The organism is Stieleria varia (assembly GCF_038443385.1).
Classification (GTDB): domain Bacteria; phylum Planctomycetota; class Planctomycetia; order Pirellulales; family Pirellulaceae; genus Stieleria; species Stieleria varia.
The window spans coordinates 3,762,171-3,779,471 of the sequence record NZ_CP151726.1 but is presented as its reverse complement, the minus strand read 5'-3'; the positions used below and the strand labels follow the sequence as shown (position 1 = coordinate 3,779,471).

General features: G+C 56.0%; 8 protein-coding genes. 5 read left to right on the top strand and 3 right to left on the bottom strand.

Going from position 1 to position 17,301, the window contains the following annotated elements; all coding sequences use genetic code 11:
- Positions 1-209 precede the first annotated feature (209 nt).
- Entirely contained in the window at positions 210-521 is a 312-nt protein-coding gene (locus Pla52nx_RS12460) for a hypothetical protein (RefSeq protein WP_146518520.1), read from the bottom strand.
- A 146-nt stretch (positions 522-667) separates the two neighbouring features.
- Between Pla52nx_RS12460 and Pla52nx_RS12455 the strand changes: the two genes are divergently transcribed.
- The gene (locus Pla52nx_RS12455; RefSeq protein WP_146518521.1) at positions 668-1,057 is read left to right on the top strand and encodes a (2Fe-2S) ferredoxin domain-containing protein; all 390 of its coding nucleotides are present in this window, start codon (positions 668-670) and stop codon (positions 1,055-1,057) included.
- 267 nt (positions 1,058-1,324) lie between these two features.
- Here the strand turns inward: Pla52nx_RS12455 and Pla52nx_RS12450 are convergent, their stop codons facing one another.
- Positions 1,325-2,788, bottom strand: a complete 1,464-nt coding sequence (locus Pla52nx_RS12450) for an endo-1,4-beta-xylanase (protein ID WP_146518522.1) — start codon at positions 2,786-2,788, stop codon at positions 1,325-1,327.
- 52 nt (positions 2,789-2,840) lie between these two features.
- Positions 2,841-4,886: a sialate O-acetylesterase gene (locus Pla52nx_RS12445; RefSeq protein WP_146518523.1), complete on the bottom strand. Its 2,046-nt coding sequence runs from the start codon at positions 4,884-4,886 to the stop codon at positions 2,841-2,843.
- A 533-nt stretch (positions 4,887-5,419) separates the two neighbouring features.
- Here Pla52nx_RS12445 and Pla52nx_RS12440 point away from each other — a divergent pair.
- From Pla52nx_RS12440 to Pla52nx_RS12425, 4 genes are all read left to right on the top strand, one after another.
- Positions 5,420-5,983 (top strand): flavodoxin family protein, encoded by a 564-nt coding sequence (locus tag Pla52nx_RS12440; RefSeq protein ID WP_146518524.1) that lies wholly within the window; start codon positions 5,420-5,422, stop codon positions 5,981-5,983.
- A 90-nt stretch (positions 5,984-6,073) separates the two neighbouring features.
- Entirely contained in the window at positions 6,074-7,444 is a 1,371-nt protein-coding gene (locus Pla52nx_RS12435; RefSeq protein ID WP_146518525.1) for a Gfo/Idh/MocA family protein, read from the top strand.
- Between the two features lie 1,588 nt (positions 7,445-9,032).
- Positions 9,033-12,830, top strand: a complete 3,798-nt coding sequence (locus tag Pla52nx_RS12430) for a carbohydrate-binding domain-containing protein (protein WP_342190392.1) — start codon at positions 9,033-9,035, stop codon at positions 12,828-12,830.
- A gap of 100 nt (positions 12,831-12,930) precedes the next feature.
- Positions 12,931-17,253 carry a hypothetical protein gene (locus Pla52nx_RS12425; RefSeq protein WP_146518527.1) on the top strand — a complete coding sequence of 1,441 codons (4,323 nt, stop codon included), beginning with the start codon at positions 12,931-12,933 and terminating at the stop codon, positions 17,251-17,253.
- Positions 17,254-17,301 lie beyond the last annotated feature (48 nt).

Below are 17,301 nucleotides of genomic sequence, written 5' to 3'. Positions count from 1 at the left end.
ATAGTCTTTCAATCCCCAACAAGGACTAGATCAACTCGCCGATATGGCACCGGGCAGAGTGAAAGGCCCGGCCGCTGACGCGTCGCGGCTCACGGCGTTTGGTAGCGTCATACGCTTAGACATGTTGGACGGATGCGGCTTGAATGCCGTCATCTCGCGAGATACGGCGTTCCTTAGCGGGCCGCACTCTCAAGCACTGCGGCACTTGTTTAAACGGCTTCGTGCAGCCTCAGTGTTGTCGGAGCCGTCGAGCTTTGCGGGCGTGACGGCCTCGCAACGGAGGCTTTCATCCCCTGGCCGTTGGCCCCAAGCTGCTGCGGCGACAACGTCATCTTCAACGCTGCAACCTGCTCGGGCTCGATCACCACACAGCTCTGGGTGAACCAGCCCACGTCCGGCGAATACGATTCTTGACGTAACACCAAATGACGCAAGCCACAGATGGTCTCAGTCTGTACGAGTGCCAGTCGATTTGTGTCGCTGGCCCCAGGAAAGACATTCAGGATTGTTTCACTTTGCACGCGGCATCTACCAGAAAAACGCTTGATGAAAACCATTCTCAATAGAGAATAGCCGGTTTGGGAGCGTCGTCAATGCTGATAACGGCAGCGAAATCCGCGATTTCCCTAACTTCAATCCTGCCAATTTCCTCCCTGCGGACCGCCACATGAGTGCTTCCGAGCTGAATGCTGCTTCCCGAAAATGCGAAAAGCTCGGCCTGGACCGCGCCGATCGAATGTTGCTGATGTGCATGGACCGAAAAACGGCCAAATGTGCCAGCGGCAAAGAGATGCTGGAATCCTGGAAATACCTCAAAAAGCGACTCAAATCGCTCGGACTGGAGGGACGTGGCGGAATCGTCCGCATCAAAATGGGCTGCGTCGGCATTTGCAAAGGAGGCCCCATCATGGCGGTCACTCCCGATGGAACGTGGTACGGACGCTGCACGCCTGAGGCCATTGAAGAGATCATCCAAGAACACCTGATCAACGGCCGAGTCGTAGAGAAACTGGTGATCGCGCAAAACCCAGATTGGGCGAGACGACACCCCGTTTGACCCGTAGCCGAAGGCACAGGTGGCACTACCATCCGGACTGCTACGCCGCATCTAGCGCAGCCTGCGCCTCAAACGACTAGTGCATCGTCCAGTCTTGATTTTGGGGTTAGCCGTTTTGGCGTTAGCCACGTTTGTGTCACAAAAACCGTGGCTAACGCCAAAACGGCTCATTTATCGAACCCACGTACTAAGACTGGACGATGCACTAGGGGAAACGCTGGAACGAGTTGTTTCATCACGCCCACTTCAAACACCCCACTTTCACTTCTACTCGCCTCTCGACGCTTCATTCACGATCGCCGGATACGCGGGCTTGGGGTGATTGTTGGCGTCAAACACCAGGGGGTGCTGCCCGAAACGCCACGTGCGACGGTCGTTCAATCCCCAGAACGTGACCCTTTCGATGACGTCTTCATGCTTACGAAAAATCGCGAACAGTTTTGCGTAGGCTTCCGCTTGAGCGTTCAAGTCGGCAACCGACGGCGGCGTACTGTTGCCACGCTGTCTTCGACCAAAACCGCCGCCGAATTGGCCGCCGGAGGCTCCTCGAATCGTCACATCAAGCTCCGTGATGCTGACCTTCAATCCCAGCGACGAGTAGTCCAAGATCGCCTTTTCGATGTCTTCATAGGGAACGCTGCCGGTACGCCAGTGCCCTTGAATCCCGACCGCATGGATCGGCGCGCCGTCTTTCAATAGCCGCCGCAGCAACACCATGGAACTCTCGTGTTTCGGCCCGGACTCGATGTTGTAGTCGTTGTAATACAGAATCGCGTCGGGGTCGGCTGCGTGAGCGAACTTGAAGGCCAGTGTCAGGAACTCGGGACCGAGGGCCTGCATCCATTTGGAGTTGCGTAGATTCTCGGTCTGCCCCGTTTCTTGGTTCCCGCCATCATTGATCGCTTCGTTGACGACATCCCAACTCTGAATCTTTCCCTTGTACCGTCCCACCAGTGTGTCGATGTGATCTTTCATCCGCTGCTTCACGACTTCGCGATCGCCGTCGCGAAAGAACCAGTCGTCCGTCTGGGCGTGCCACACAAGTGTATGACCGTGGACACTCATTTTGTTCTCGGTAGCCCATTGGACCAAAGCATCGGGCTGCTCAAATCGCCACGTACTCTCTTGCGGATGGACACGCTCCGGTTTCATACAGTTCTCTGGAGTCACGGCGTTGAAGTGCTCTGACGCAACTTGCAATTCCTGATCTGAGTAGCGGGCAGGGAAATCACCCGCGGTGCCGATGCGAAACGAATCTTGAAAGGCATCCTTGATCAAGCGATCAATGTGCACTTCGACCACAGGCGTCGTCGGAGCGGGTTCTCGTTTTGGTAGATCACGAGTCGCCGGCGATTCTTGACTGCCAAAGTCGCCGATCTTGCGGACCATCGTGATCTCTTTCTCACCGAGCTTGCCGGTGTACTCGATGCGAAGCTCTCGATTGCCGAAACTCCGCCGTTCTACGAACGACACGGTGTCCCCGACCAATTTCGCTTCCTCAAACTCAACGTCACGTTTCTGATCCCCGGATTCGACGACCGCCTTGACGGTCACTTCGCCGTCCTGGTTCTGAAAATCAAAGTGGTAGGTCTGCGTGCCGCCGGGAGTGTCGAACAATGCGTGCCATTGCCCTGCGATCTCTTCAGCAAACGCGGGTCTTGAAGAGACACCCCGCGTCACGACGACAGCGAAAAGCAATGTGCACAAAAACAAACGAACAGTTTTTCTCATCGGGGATTCCCTCAGGTGATTGATCACGACAAAGCGGCGAATGTTTCCGTGACTAATTTGCTGACGCGGTTTGCTGTCCGAGCAAAGCAAGCATCTTTTCGCCATAACGGCTTCCGAATATCCGGGATCCCTCGGAGTTGAAATGCAGTCGGTCATCGGTTGGACAACCGGCCGATGAAATCACGTGAGCGTTAGGGATCGTGCTGGGCAGTTCGGCCAAGATATCGTTCATGCTGGCACAGCGTCCTTGTTGGTCGGCATGCACCATCTCGCCGGCCAGCAGCGGAACGTCTTCAGGATTCAAGTTCAAATCGGCCATCAGGTTGTCGTAAACCGTTTTGACTTTTTGAGGCCAAGCCTTGTCACCGGTGTTGGACTCGCCCTGATGCAACAATACGCCTTTGATCACGCCATGCTGTTGCGCCGTTTTGCCCATATCCACCAAGTATTGATAGGGGTTATCCTCGTAGTTTCGCACGATATTTTTCATCCAGTCTCGTTCATTCTCGATGTAGGACTGAAAGGCGTTCTTGTCGAAAAGCTCAATCTTGCAACCGGGAACGGAGACCTTGACCACACCGACTCGCACGTTTTCTGGAAGGCCGGCGACCAGAGTCTTGCCAAAGCCATCGACCATGCAGATTCCTCGGCCACGCGCAGCGAGCGGCGGAATCGCTTGGTACCAACGGTTCTTTTCCCAGCCACGATCGGCATTGTCGAAATCTGCCATGACCAGGAACCGGTCATCGACTTCGCGGTCCGCCTCATTCATGCGACCGCCACTTTCCATGTTCGACTGTCCCAGGCAAAGGTAGATGTGAAAATTGGGATCCACCTGAGAGCTCAACTCGACTGCGGTCTGCTTCTTCGCGTCGTCGCCGTTCGGATCATTCGCTACGACTTCGCTGGCGTTCTCTTCCATCTGCTTTTCGAGGCTGGTTCGCTTGGCAATCGTCGCGTCATCGGCAAATAACAGCGGAGCGAACTCACGCAAACTACGACGCCATGTTTGCCATTCGTGGGCTGTTTCCGGAGAGACGTAGTAGTGGCTGTTGATGCCCGCGTCCTTCAACGCCTTGCTGTTCGCTTCCGGGTCACCACCTCGACGCGGGCGGCCTCCACCGCCGACTTCTTTGCTGCCGTAGCTGACAAAAACAAGTTTGACTTTCTCCTTGAACCCTTCGGTCTTCTCCACGTCTTCCATCGAGATCGAACCGCCGCTGAAAAGACCAATGTGCGAAAACTTGTCCAGGTTTCGCAGCGTGATCGTCTTGGTTTCCATTCCGCCCATCGACAGCCCCGCCATCGCTCGGTTGGGCTGGTCCGTCAACGTGCGAAAATGGGAATCAACATACGGGATCAGCTCATCCACGAGCACGGTTTCGAAATGGGTGATGTCAAAGCCACCGATGCCACCTGGACGCACATCGTTGGTCATGCCGTAGGTCATCACGATGATGAATGGTTTGGAGGTTCCATCGGCAATCAAATTGTCCATGATCAAACCGGCGTGGCCTTGGACGCTCCAGCCGTACTCGTTCTCACCCCAACCATGTTGTAGGTAAAGCACGGGATATCGTTTTTGTTGGTCGGCGTCGTATCCCGGCGGGGTGTAGATGAATGCGCGACGATCTTGTTCTGTGCTTTCGGAGTAAAAAAGGACTTCGCGGATCTGACCATGAGGGACCTTCTTGACCGCGTAAAATTCTTTGTCGTTCGCGGGCACTTCCACACCGCTGCCCCAACGCATGGCCCCGAAAAAGTACTTGCTGTTCGGGTCCGGGACCTTCGCACCGTCGATGATCAATTCGTAATAATGGAATCCTTCATCCAACTTGCGAGTGTAGCCCGTCCAATTGCCATCGGCATCTTTCACAAATTCGCTGCTGTCGCGGAAAGTGCAGGCAACACTTTTCGCGTCGGGTGCGTGGATGCGAAAGCGAACGCGTCCTTCCGAATTGACTTGAGGGTACTCCCTGCCATCCTGGTTCGTGGTGGCCGGTTTCCAGTCATCCACAGGCACGTCATCTTGAGCCCATCCGACAGTTCCCAGCAGCAGAAGCGTGGTGCATGCAAGCAGAGGCAAACGACAGAACATAATACGACCTTGTTTTGAAAAGAGTTTGAAGAGATTTCCGCGGCAATCAGTAGTGGACGAGGTCACGAGTCCCCCGCAATCAGCAGTGAACGAGGTCAAGAGTCCCCCGCGGCAGGACTCGCGACCTCATGCACTCACCATTCTTAACGCTGCTTTGCACTCACCTTCCATGAGGAATTGCGCAAAGGGGCGGAGTTTTTTCACATCCGACAAAGTGTAGCGATTGAAAACGATGACCAGAGCACATGAGAGCAAGCCCGTTTGATACTCCGGTGAACCCCAGAATCCGGCGGGCGTTCTGCTGAAAACGAGCTTTCTGATGGGCTACTTGTTCGACAGACTCAGAGATTGCCAAGCAGATGCTGCCAAGGATAAATCCTGGATCGATCCAAATGGTATCATGTGACCCTTGTCGGGGCGCAAAGTAACTAGAATTGTGCTCAGAGTTGATCAACTTGACATCCAATTAGAAGTGGACGAGGTCACGAATCCCACGTGGAAACTTGACATTCTCGATTCAATAAACCGAAAAAATGACGAACGTCCTGGTCCTTTATCACTCCAACACACAGAACACTCAGCGGATGGCCGAGCTGGTGGCCGAAGGTGCGCGTCAAGTGGACGCGGTCGAGGTTCGTTTGAAGAGCATCGACGAAGCCGATCACACTGATCTGGATTGGTGCGACGGCATCGCATTGGGATCGCCCACCAACTATGGAACCGTCAGTTGGCAAATGAAACAGTGGTGGGATCAACAACCGATCGAGAATTGGGGCAAACGTGACGGCAAGATCGCTTGCGTGTTTTCTTCCGCAGGCGCCTGGGGTGGCGGCCAGGAATGGACATGCATGTCACTGATGTCGATCTTGCTCAACTACGGCTTCCTTGTTTTTGGATTGACCGACTATTCCGGAATCAAATTCTCTGCCCATTACGGAGCAATCTCCGCCGGCGCGCCCGAGGAGGATCGCGTCCAAGCAGCCTGCCAGCGACTCGGGCGACGACTTTCCGAATGGACAGCGTGTATGATTGGTGGTCGCGAAGACGCCCACCCACTCAACCAAAACTACGAGCGCTTCAAAGATTTGGGCAAATAGTTTCGCACAGACTTTTAGTTTCGCACAGACTTTTCAATGTTCCCCGTTACCTCCTGACACCTTCCCCCCGATTTCCATAGAGGATTCATGATGGCTGCTAAACGTCAATTCACCCGACGCGACTTCCTGCAAACGACAAGTGCGGCAACCGCGGCAGGCGTATTTCTGGGAACCAGTGCCGTTTCTCGCGGCCAAGATTCTCCGAACGAACGCCCTGTCTTCGCCACCATCGGACTGCGCAATCAAGGCTGGACGATCACCAGCAAGTCGACCAAGTTCGCGGACTTCGCTGCATTTGCTGACGTCGACGCCAACGTCCTGGGCGCAACCAACGAAAAACTCAAGGAGCGAACCGGCAAGAAAGCTGACGAGTACAGCGACTATCGCAAACTGCTCGAACGCGACGACATCGACGCGGTCATGATCGCCGCCCCGGATCATTGGCACACCAAGATTTCCGTCGAAGCCATGTTGGCGGGCAAGGACGTCTACTGCGAAAAACCGCTGACCTTGACGATCGACGAAGGCAAGCTGATCGAAAAGATCGTCAAGCAGACCGGACGCGTTTTCCAAGTCGGAACGATGCAACGCACCGAGAACGATCACCGATTCCTTAAAGCGATCGCTTTGATCCGCGACGGTCGCATCGGTGACATCCAAAAGGTCACTTGCGGCATCAACGGCGCCACTGGCTCGCCCAAGATTCCAGCGATCGATGTCCCCGAAGGACTTGATTGGGACATGTGGCTTGGCCCAGCGCCCAAAGTACCCTACCGAGCATTGCCAGAGATGCGAGTCGGCTATGGCGGTGGCGTTCCGCTGTACACGAACTGCCACTACGCTTGGCGAAATTGGTACGAGTACTCCGGCGGCCAAATGAACGACTGGGGTGCACACCATGTCGACATCGCCACCTGGGCGTTGGGTGCAGGTGATTCCGGTCCCAACAAGATCACGCCTGTCAGCTATTCCCTGCCCGTCGAGTACAAAGACGGCTATCCGACGGTCAGCGATCAATACAACTCGCCGACCAAGTTCGAAATTCACGCCAACATGCCCGGTGATATCCCGATGGTCATCACCAGCGAAGGTGACAACGGAATTTTGTTCGAAGGAACCAAAGGGCGATTCTTTGTCAATCGCGGCAAACTGACGGGCAAGCCGGTTGAAGACCTCGAAAGCAATCCGTTGCCCGAGGGAGCCGTGGAAGACGTCTATGGCGGACCGGTCAGCGAAAACCACACCGCCAATTTCATCGAAGGAATGCGGAGCCGCAAGCAACCGATCTCCGACGTATGGTCTCACAACCGAATGCTGGAGACCTGTCACCTAGCAAACATCGCGATCCGATTGGGACGCGAATTGAATTGGGATCCCGCCAAACGGGAGATCATCGGCGATGACGAAGCCAACGCGTTTCTTTCACGAGAAAACCGCAAAGGTTACGAGATCAACGTTTAGCCTGGCCTGGCAAGAGCATGGAATATCTCAAAGACCGTTGGAGTGGTAGGCTTTAGCCGATCCGCCCCCCTAGTCTCAGAGAACAGCCAGATCGGCGAGAGCCTGAAGTCCAGCGGTTGGAGTGGTAGGCTTCAGCCGATCCGCCCCCCTGGTCTCAGAGAACAGCCAGATCGGCGAGGGCCTGAAGTCCAGCGGTTGGAGTGGTAGGCTTCAGCCGATCCGCCCCCCTGGTCTCAGAGAACAGCCAGATCGGCGAGAGCCTGAAGTCCAGCGGTTGGAGTGGTAGGCTTCAGCCGATCCGCCCCCTGGTCTCAGAGAACAGCCAGATCGGCGAGGGCCTGAAGTCCAGCGGTTGGAGTGGTAGGCTTCAGCCGATCCGCCCTCCTGGTCTCAGAGAACAGCCAGATCGGCGAGAGCCTGAAGTCCAGCGGTTGGAGTGGTAGGCTTCAGCCGATCCGCCCCCCTGGTCTCAGTGAGCAGGCAGATCGGCGAGAGCCTGAAGTCCAGCGGTTGGAGTGGTAGGCTTCAGCCGATCCGCCCCCTGGTCTCAGAGAACAGCCAGATCGGCGAGGGCCTGAAGTCCAGCGGTTGGAGTGGTAGGCTTCAGCCGATCCGCCCCCTGGTCTCAGAGAACAGCCAGATCGGCGAGAGCCTGAAGTCCAGCGGTTGGAGTGGTAGGCTTCAGCCGATCCCCCCCTGGTCTCAGAGAACAGCCAGATCGGCGAGAGCCTGAAGTCCAGCGGTTGGAGTGGTAGGCTTCAGCCGATCCGCCCTCCTGGTCTCAGAGAACAGCCAGATCGGCGAGAGCCTGAAGTCCAGCGGTTGGAGTGGTAGGCTTCAGCCGATCCGCCCTCTTGGTCTCAGAGAACAGCCAGATCGGCGAGAGCCTGAAGTCCAGCGGTTGGAGTGGTAGGCTTCAGCCGATCCGCCTCCTGGTCTCAGAGAACAGCCAGATCGGCGAGAACCTGAAGTCCAGCGGTTGGAGTGGTAGGCTTCAGCCGATCCGCCCCCTGGTCTCAGAGAACAGCCAGATCGACGAGAGCCTGAAGTCCAGCGGTTGGAGTGGTAGGCTTCAGCCGATCCGCCCCCCTGGTCTCAGAGAACAGCCAGATCGGCGAGAGCCTGAAGTCCAGCGGTTGGAGTGGTAGGCTTCAGCCGATCCGCCCCCTGGTCTCAGTGAGCAGGCAGATCGGCTAAAGCCTACCACTCCAACGCGAAGCCCAGTCCCATAGAACGCTAGCCGCTTATTCGCCGATTCTGGCGGACACTTCGGGAATCTCCATTTAAACTGGCGGGGCCTCAACTACCGTCTGATCACGTGGGGCATGTCTCGAAATGCAACCCCGCGCCAGCGCAAAGTTTGATGTCTGACTCTCAACGCCCAACTAGGTTCCGACGACTTCATCGAAGCCGATTTCGCCAAGCTTTCTCTAACGGGTTCGCGCTTGAACCTCGACTCTTATTGGCGGCCGACGCCGGCATCGCTCAGTCCACTGTGGTTGCCGAGTGTACAGACAGATCCACAGGCTCTCCATTCTCAGACACCGCCATAGCTACGAGCAGCGACACGGATTGCCACCCGTCGGCGTTGGTCTTCGTCGACGCGGACGTACCGCAATTAGAAACACTGCTGGCAGGCATTGCGAGCGACGCCGACATCGTCTTGCTGACGCCATCGGAAAACGCGATTGATCAAATCACTCGAACGCTAGCCGATCGCAAAGAACTCCCCAGCATCCACATCATCAGCCACGGTCGATCTGGAGCAATCCAACTCGGTGGTCAGTTGATTGATGAAGCTCAATTGAGGAAACATCAGCCATCGGTTCAGGCTTGGGGAAAATCCCTTTCTGATGACGGAGACATTCTGCTCTACGGTTGCGATGTCGCCGCGGGTGCCGCCGGAGAGTTGTTCGTGCAAGCGCTGTCTGAATTGACGTCCGCAGATGTTGCGGCCAGCACGAATCAAACCGGACATACCGTTTACGGCAGGCAATCAGCTAACGCGAACAGCAGTCATGCGGACTGGGAATTGGAGTCGACTGTAGGCGACGTGCAAGCGTCCCTGGTCGTCTCAACTCGTGCCCGGCGAGAATTTCATTCGACACTATTGGTCAGTATTTTTGCTGCCGGCGTAACCGGTAGCGAGAACTTGGCGTTGCAAATCGACGAGCAAACGGTCGCTGAGTTCTCCGGGATCGGAGGAGATGTCGAGACTCGGACCTTCGAACAATACTCGTTCGAAAACGCATCTCCCGTGACGGCCGATCAAATTCGTGTTTTGTTCACAAATGATCTCGTGGATCTCAGTGGCGACCGCAACCTGTTGATCGATCGAATCGAAATCGATGGTGTGGCTTTTGAGACCGAGGATGACTCGACATTCTCAACAGGTTTATGGAATCCACTCAACCAAGCAGCAGTACCGCGATTCGCTCAGTCAGAGTGGCTGTATACCAACGGATTCTTTGAATACGCCAATCAAAATGCGACAACCATCGAGATCGACGCTGCCGGCATGACCGGTGAGGAAGTGATGCGTCTGACCGTGGGTGGCCAGGAAATCGAATCGTGGAATGTGAGCACGGCCGGCGAGACATTCACCGCTCAGATCGATCGCGTACTCGATCCCGCCGTGGATTTCATTCGCGTGGAGCTCATCAATGACCTCTATGATCCTGAGAACGGGATCGATCGCAATCTGCAGGTCTCTGGAATCCGCGTCAACGGCCAATCATTTACAACGGCAGATCCATCGACGTACTCCACCGGGGTTTGGACCAACGGCGTGGGAATTGATCCTGGGTATCTCCGCGGCGAATTCCTGCACGTCAACGGTTTTTTTGAGTTCGATGCTCCGCCCTCTACCGTGATCGTTCAAGCGAATGGCGACGAAGGCACGGAGCACATGAAGCTGAACATTGGCGGTCAGGATGTTGCTGAGTTTGATATAACGACTCAAACCCAGAGCTACTCTTACACTCACACCGCACCCATTTCCGCGAACGACGTTCGCTTGATTTTTGACAATGACGTCGTCGACCCCAACGGGGTAACTGATCCGAACTTGAATGTGGACTGGATCGAAGTCGACGGGTATCGCGTCGAGACCGATTCGCCGTACGTGTTTTCTACCGGCGTATTCTCGCCCGATGCTCAAGCGATTTTGCCGGGCTACGGTATCGGCAATACGCTCAACACCAATGGATATTTTCAGTACGCAACCGGTGCCGTGATCGAGATCATCGCGCGCGGTGAATCGGGTACCGAGAACTTTGACCTCGTGGTAGATGGTCGCCGCGTGGACGTGTTCGATGTTACCGACCAATTCGAGACGTACACATACACCGCCGGAAAAAACGTCTCGGCCAATCAAATTCGTGTTGAATACAACACCGATGAGTTTGTGGTCCCCGGCGTGAACGATCGCAATCTGATTGTCGACGCCATTGTGATCAACGGGGTTCGCTATGAGACAGAGGTCCCGTCGACCTATTCAGCGGGCACGGGCGTTGTTGACGGAGCGATTCAGCATGGCTTTGGTCACGGAGACACCCTGTTTTACAATGGATTCTTTCATTACCACGGGGCCTTCATCAGCGATGACGCGTTTTCGATCCCAGAGGACAGCTTAGCGGTACCATTGGCGGTCCTGGCAAACGATGTTTTCAGTGACTACAACCTATCGAACATTGTCCTCCAGTCGGAAACGCAGAATGGAGATCTGGAACTGATCGATGGAATCGTGCACTACACGCCTGCCACTGATTTCGTGGGTACGGATTCATTCAGTTACACGATCATGTCCAACAACGGCTCATTGGTCCCGGCGACAGCGGACGTGACCATCACGGTGAACCAATCTCACCAGCAACCGCAAACCCAAATCAATTCTGCTGTCGCACCAGAGCTGACTCCCTCGGGCAAATTCCTTGAGGTCCGTCGGTTTGCCAAACTGCCGTTGGACACGGCAGGCCGACAACCTCGCATGAATTCATTCGCGACACTTGGCAACAGGCTCTTTGTGGTGACTGATGGCACCTTTGACAACACCGGCGAAATCTACGAGATCGTGTCGGACTCCGACGGCAACACATCCGTCGAACTTCTCTTTGATGTGGCGACGGCGATTGTCGCCAACACAGGACTCGATGTCGTTAATTCCAATCCCTTGTTTGGCATACGCAACGTTGCCTTCCATCCAGAGTTTGCAACCAACGGAAAGTTCTATACGACGTATACCGGAGAACGCCCGGCGGACCCGTCCACGTTCACCTACCTCAGTGACCCCCAGACGCCTGTACCCGTTGACAATGTGCTCGCCGAATGGACCTTTGATTTTGCGACCGCTGAGGTCGATTTGGACAGCTATCGCGAAGTATTCCGGATCGGGATGGTTGCTGAGGACCACCCGATCCAGAACATGCTTTTCAATCCGTACGCTCAACCGGGCGACGCAGACTACGGTTTGATGTACGTCGGTGTCGGTGACGGCAGTGTGCAGTCCGCGATTGCAGGCGATGGCTTAAACAACGATGCACTGGGCAAGATTCTGCGTGTCGATCCATTGGCAACCGATACGGCACCGTACTCAACCCCCGATTTGAACCCCTTTGTGGACGACACGCGGTATCCTGACGAAGTCTACGCGGTTGGATTCCGCAATCCGCACAATCTGGCTTTCGCCCAAGACGCCACCGGGGATGTTCATTTGTTGGTCACCGACATCGGACGCGACAATGTCGAGGAAGTGAACATCGTGGTGGCCGGCGCGAGTTATGGCTGGGCCGATCGCGAAGGTGTTTTCGTGCACCTGGGCGAGCAGGCGTTCATCAACGGAAATATCGCCGCGTTGCCGGCCGACGAAGCTGCCAATGGGTACACATTCCCCGTCGCGATTCTTGGGCACGAGGGCATATTTGGGGAATCGTTTGTTGGACAAGCCATCACGGGCGGACACGTGATTCAAAACGGATCGTCGGCACTGGATGGACAGTTCATTTTTGCAGAATTCGCCACCGATGGCCGAGCCTACCACATTGATTTTGCACAGGCTCTCGAACAGATCACCACGCTCGACTCAGCCGATCCCAATCGCGACACTCCAGATGACCTGACGTGGCTGACTCCACAGGAATTGACCATTCTGTTTGATCACGACAACGATCCCAGTACAACGTCACTCGTTCGTGATTCGCTCAAAGATGTCTTGGACGATGAGGAGGATTTTGTTGCCATCGCGTCTGCTGGCAAGATTCGCGCGGATCTCCGATTCGGCCAGGGGCCCGGAGGAGAACTCTACATTCTCAACAAACGCAACGGATGGGTTTACATTGCCACCAACACGTTGCCGTCTCTGAGCGTTGATCCTCCGGATACGGTGTAGAGCCTAAGTCTGGTCTGCTATAAGTTTGGTATTGACACGTTTTCTTGCCACCACCGTTTAATTCCCCGTGTCACCTCAACCAAGGGACAAGAATGCCTACATGCCACTCAGATTCATCATGCGATTGAGTAATCTTGTCTTGCTGACGGTATTTGTAGTCGTAGGAATTCACTCCTCATCCGCACAAACAGCCAACGTCAAGGATTTTAGCGGGCTGGACGCTGACTTGCTTGACCCTGCTACTTTCGCTCAATGCATTGCCGGACAGTCCGAGTCCCTGATTCAGGACGACCGTGAAACCGCACAACTTGGTCCCCAAGCCGTTGTTTGGTGCAGGCAATCCAAACCGCACTGGCGAGGCGTTGCGTTTGGTGCCGGACGGGAGAGCGGAACCCGGCATCTTCGCATCGGATTCACGCAGCCCATTCCTGTAGGCAGTGTGCTTGTCGGTGGCGGCGGCTCGTTGAGCGTGCTGAAACCAGATGCGATGTATCCAGGTGATTTAGAGGACGACTCGCAGTGGGTGGCTGCGCAACGTTTAGTCGGCGATTTGGAATCCAACGCTGAAGTCACTGACGGGGACTATGGCTGGTGGGTGTTGCCGCCGAAAACATCGACACGAGCGTTGCGTTTCAGTCACACCCCGTCGCCCGGCGATCGTGAGATGACTGGAAAGCTCGCCGGTGTTTGGCTACTGCCTAATCGCCTGGGCAATGTTGCACCTCAGGCGTTAGTGCAATCCCGCGCCCGCGATGACGCCTCGATGAAAATCGTGGACGAATCGCACAATCGAACTTGGCAGACGTGGGAGAATGCGGAGCAGGGTGTGCCGTTGCCGGTCTCATCTGAGCATCCCGAGTTCATTACGCTCACTTGGCCAAGTCCCGTAAGGCTCAGCAGCCTTTGCCTTTTGTGGCCGGGTTTTTCAGAATGCGAGATCGATGCGTTCATCGGTACCGATGAAGCAAACGTTCGTGAGGCCACCGACGCATCGTGGGTCCCTGTCGGCATCGGTCGCGACTTGCAATCTTGGTACCCAAGTCAGCTTGGTCCGAACTGGATTGCATTGGATCGCGAGATCAACACACGAGCGTTGCGTATTCGGATCACTTCGCCCAGCAGCGAAAAACATTCTCATGTCGTTGGCAAAATCAAAGACGGACGTCGCGTATGGCTTGGTGAACTGATGACCTTGTCGTCGATTTCGGACGCCGCACTTGCGAGCCTCGTCTTACCAAAATCTCTTGAGCAGCCACCGCCAATTCCCGTCAGATTCACACTGCCAGAGGCGGGCCTTGTGACGCTCGTGATCGACGATCATGAGGGGCGTCGCGTGCGAAACCTTGTCAGCGAAACTCCGTTCCCCGCGGGCGAGAACGTTGCTTGGTGGGACGGCAGCGACGACTTGCTGCGTGATCCACAGGCGGCGCGGCATGGCGTCTACCACATTCCCTCACGCCCGGTCGCTCCGGGTGAATACACGGTGCGTGGTCTGTATCGCAAACCCTTGAGCTTGCACTACGAGTTCAGCATCTATAACGCCGGCAAGCCTGCTTGGACAACCGCGGACAACACCGGATGCTGGCTCACCACGCACACGCCGCCGACCAGTATCGCTTGTGTGCCCGGCAGTCGAACCACCGACGGACAACCCATTGTCCTGATGGGTTGCTATGTCGCCGAAGGCGGGCACGGTTTGCAATGGTTACTCGAAGACGGCACCAAAATCGGCGGTCAGCATTGGGTCGGCGGCCATTGGACCGGTGCGCCGACTTTAGCGGTCGACTCGGGGCCGAATGCCGATCCCGATCACCTTTGTTACGTCGGCTCGGTGTGGGAAGGCGAGCTGCGCTTGACGGCTAAGACAAAATCGCTCGGCGACCAGCCGATCTTCACGACCAAGTTGGGCGGTGACCCTCGGCCCAAGAGTCCCAACGATCCCAGACCCACGCCGATCGAAGGTTTCGAGGGCGGAGATCGCAAGTTTGTGTTGAGCGGACTCGCCGTGCACGACGGCCTCCTGGTCTGCTCGATGCTACGGCAGAACGAGTTGCTGTTCATTGACGCTAGGTCTGGAACCATCTCAGGCCGGCTCGCAGTGAACAACCCTCGCGGTGTGATCTTTGACGCAATGGGCCAAATGCTCGTGCTCAGTGGAGACAAATTGATTGCCTATGCTTCGGCCAAGTCATCTCAATCAAAAACGATCATTGCGACAGAACTGGAGGATCCAAGACATATTGCGATCGATGCCGAGGGACGATTTTTCATCAGTGACCGGGGTAACTCGCACCAAATCAAAGTATTCTCTCCCACCGGAGCACTGCTCACCGCGATCGGCAAAGCGGGAGTACCAGAGGTCGGCCCGTATGATCCGCAACACATGAACCATCCCAATGGTCTCGCGCTCGATTCGCAAGGTCGACTCTGGGTTGCCGAAAACGACAACTTCCCACGACGCGTCTCGGTGTGGTCGCCGGACGGAGAGCTGCTGCGCACCTTCTACGGGCCCACCGAGTACGGCGGCGGCGGCGTACTCGATTCACGCGATGCGAACGCATTCTTCTACAAGGGACTTGAGTTCACGCTGGACTGGGAAAACGGCAGCGACTCACTCAAGCGTGTCTTTGCACGGCCCGATCCGATCCTCGAAGCCCACTACGGCCACTTCTCACCCGACTGGCCTCTGTATCCGTCGATGGGCGATGGCCGACGATACTTTACCAGTTGTTATACGCACACACCGACCGGCGGTGACAACGTCTCCTTCATCTGGCTTGACACGGGCATTGAAACTCGACTCGTCGCCGCGATGGGTGACGCACATTCATGGCAGTATCTCCGCGAGCAAGCGGAATTCCGTTCGTCGTGGCCCGAAGACTCCCTGCCCGAGCAATCTAATCCGCCGTCGGACAAACATGCCACGTTTCTCTGGATCGACACCAGCGCTGACGGTACACCACAGCCTGACGAAATACAGATGGGCAAAGGCAAAGCTCGTGGCGTTACCGTGACCGACGATCTCGAGTTTGTTGTTTCGCGAATGGGCGAAGACACCGTGATGTTCAGCCCTACCAGCATCGATACACACGGCGTTCCGCATTACGAATTTCGACCTGTGCGTCTCGGACCCGCGTGTGGCAGACCACCATCCAGTGGCGGGAATCAATCGCTCCACCGCCACGGTTGGACAGTTTCAACCAATGCGACCGAGCCCTTTTCGCCGCACGGGATCGGTGGAATGTTTCAAGGTGAGCCACGGTGGAGTTACCCAAGCCCTTGGCCTGGACTTCATGCCAGTCACGAAGCCGCCGTGCCCGATCGCCCCGGTATGGTCGTCGGCCATACGCGGCTGCTCGGCGATTTCATCAAGAGCCCCGTCGGTCCGGTGTTCGGTATCAATGGCAACATGGGAAACATGTATCTCTTCACTGCGGACGGCATGTTCGTGAGTACTTTGTTTCACGACATTCGGCTGCGTCCCAACTGGGCTGCGCCCGTCGCCACTCGCAACATGAATGTCACCGACGTGTCATTGCACGACGAAAACTTTTGGCCCAGCATGACGCGGACACCAGACAACAGGGTCTATCTCGTCGACGGCGGACGCACCAGCTTGGTGCGTGTCGATGGACTCGAATCCCTGCAACGTTTGCCCGATCAAAAACTCAAGATCTCCAGCAGTGATCTCAAGAAGGCTCTCAAGTGGTTTGAACTCGTAGAAGCCACTCGGCAAAAAAACCACGGCACCGGCATCCTGAACGTGCCATTGAAACCCGCACCGCCGACGGTCGATGGACAGCTGAATGATTGGCCAGCCACCTCCGACTGGGCCATGATCGACCGACGGGGCACCAAAGCAAACTTCAACAGCGACTCGCGGCCGTACGAAGTCAGCGGCTCACTCTGCATCGCCGACGACCGGCTCTACGCAGCCTGGCGTACGACCGAAGAAAACCTATTGAGCAACAGCGGCGAGACTCCCAACGCACTGTTCAAGACCGGCGGCTGCCTGGATCTGATGCTGCAAACGGACACCGATCAACGGCTTTTGGTCACGCAAATCAAAGGCGAGCTACGAGCGTTGCTCTATCGCGCCAAAGTCCCAGGGACCCGCCAACCCGTCGCGTTCAGTAGCCCCTGGCGAACAATCTACATCGACGTCGTTGAGGATGTCACCTCGCAAGTTTCATTTGCCACCAATGCGGCGGGCAGCTACGAAATCAGCGTCCCCCTTGCAACGCTGCATTTGGCACCAAACTCCGGCGACATCATCCGTGGCGACATCGGGGTCCTGCGAGGCTCCAACGGCCAAACGACGCAGCGTGTCTACTGGAGCAACAAAGCCACCGCCATCACCGCCGATGTCCCCAGCGAAGCCGAATTGACACCAAAACTGTGGGGACAATGGAGAATCCAATGAGTGCTCGATCCGACAGCTCAAATTCTGCGTCCCCGCTGAGATCATCAG

Excerpts from the sequence above, each read along its gene's own strand:
- Pla52nx_RS12455 (WP_146518521.1), top strand. The coding sequence starts at position 668 with ATGAGTGCTTCCGAGCTGAATGCTGCTTCCCGAAAATGCGAAAAGCTC.
- Pla52nx_RS12450 (WP_146518522.1), bottom strand. The coding sequence starts at position 2,788 with ATGAGAAAAACTGTTCGTTTGTTTTTGTGCACATTGCTTTTCGCTGTC.
- Pla52nx_RS12445 (WP_146518523.1), bottom strand. The coding sequence starts at position 4,886 with ATGTTCTGTCGTTTGCCTCTGCTTGCATGCACCACGCTTCTGCTGCTG.
- Pla52nx_RS12440 (WP_146518524.1), top strand. The coding sequence starts at position 5,420 with ATGACGAACGTCCTGGTCCTTTATCACTCCAACACACAGAACACTCAG.
- Pla52nx_RS12435 (WP_146518525.1), top strand. The coding sequence starts at position 6,074 with ATGGCTGCTAAACGTCAATTCACCCGACGCGACTTCCTGCAAACGACA.
- Pla52nx_RS12425 (WP_146518527.1), top strand. The coding sequence starts at position 12,931 with ATGCCACTCAGATTCATCATGCGATTGAGTAATCTTGTCTTGCTGACG.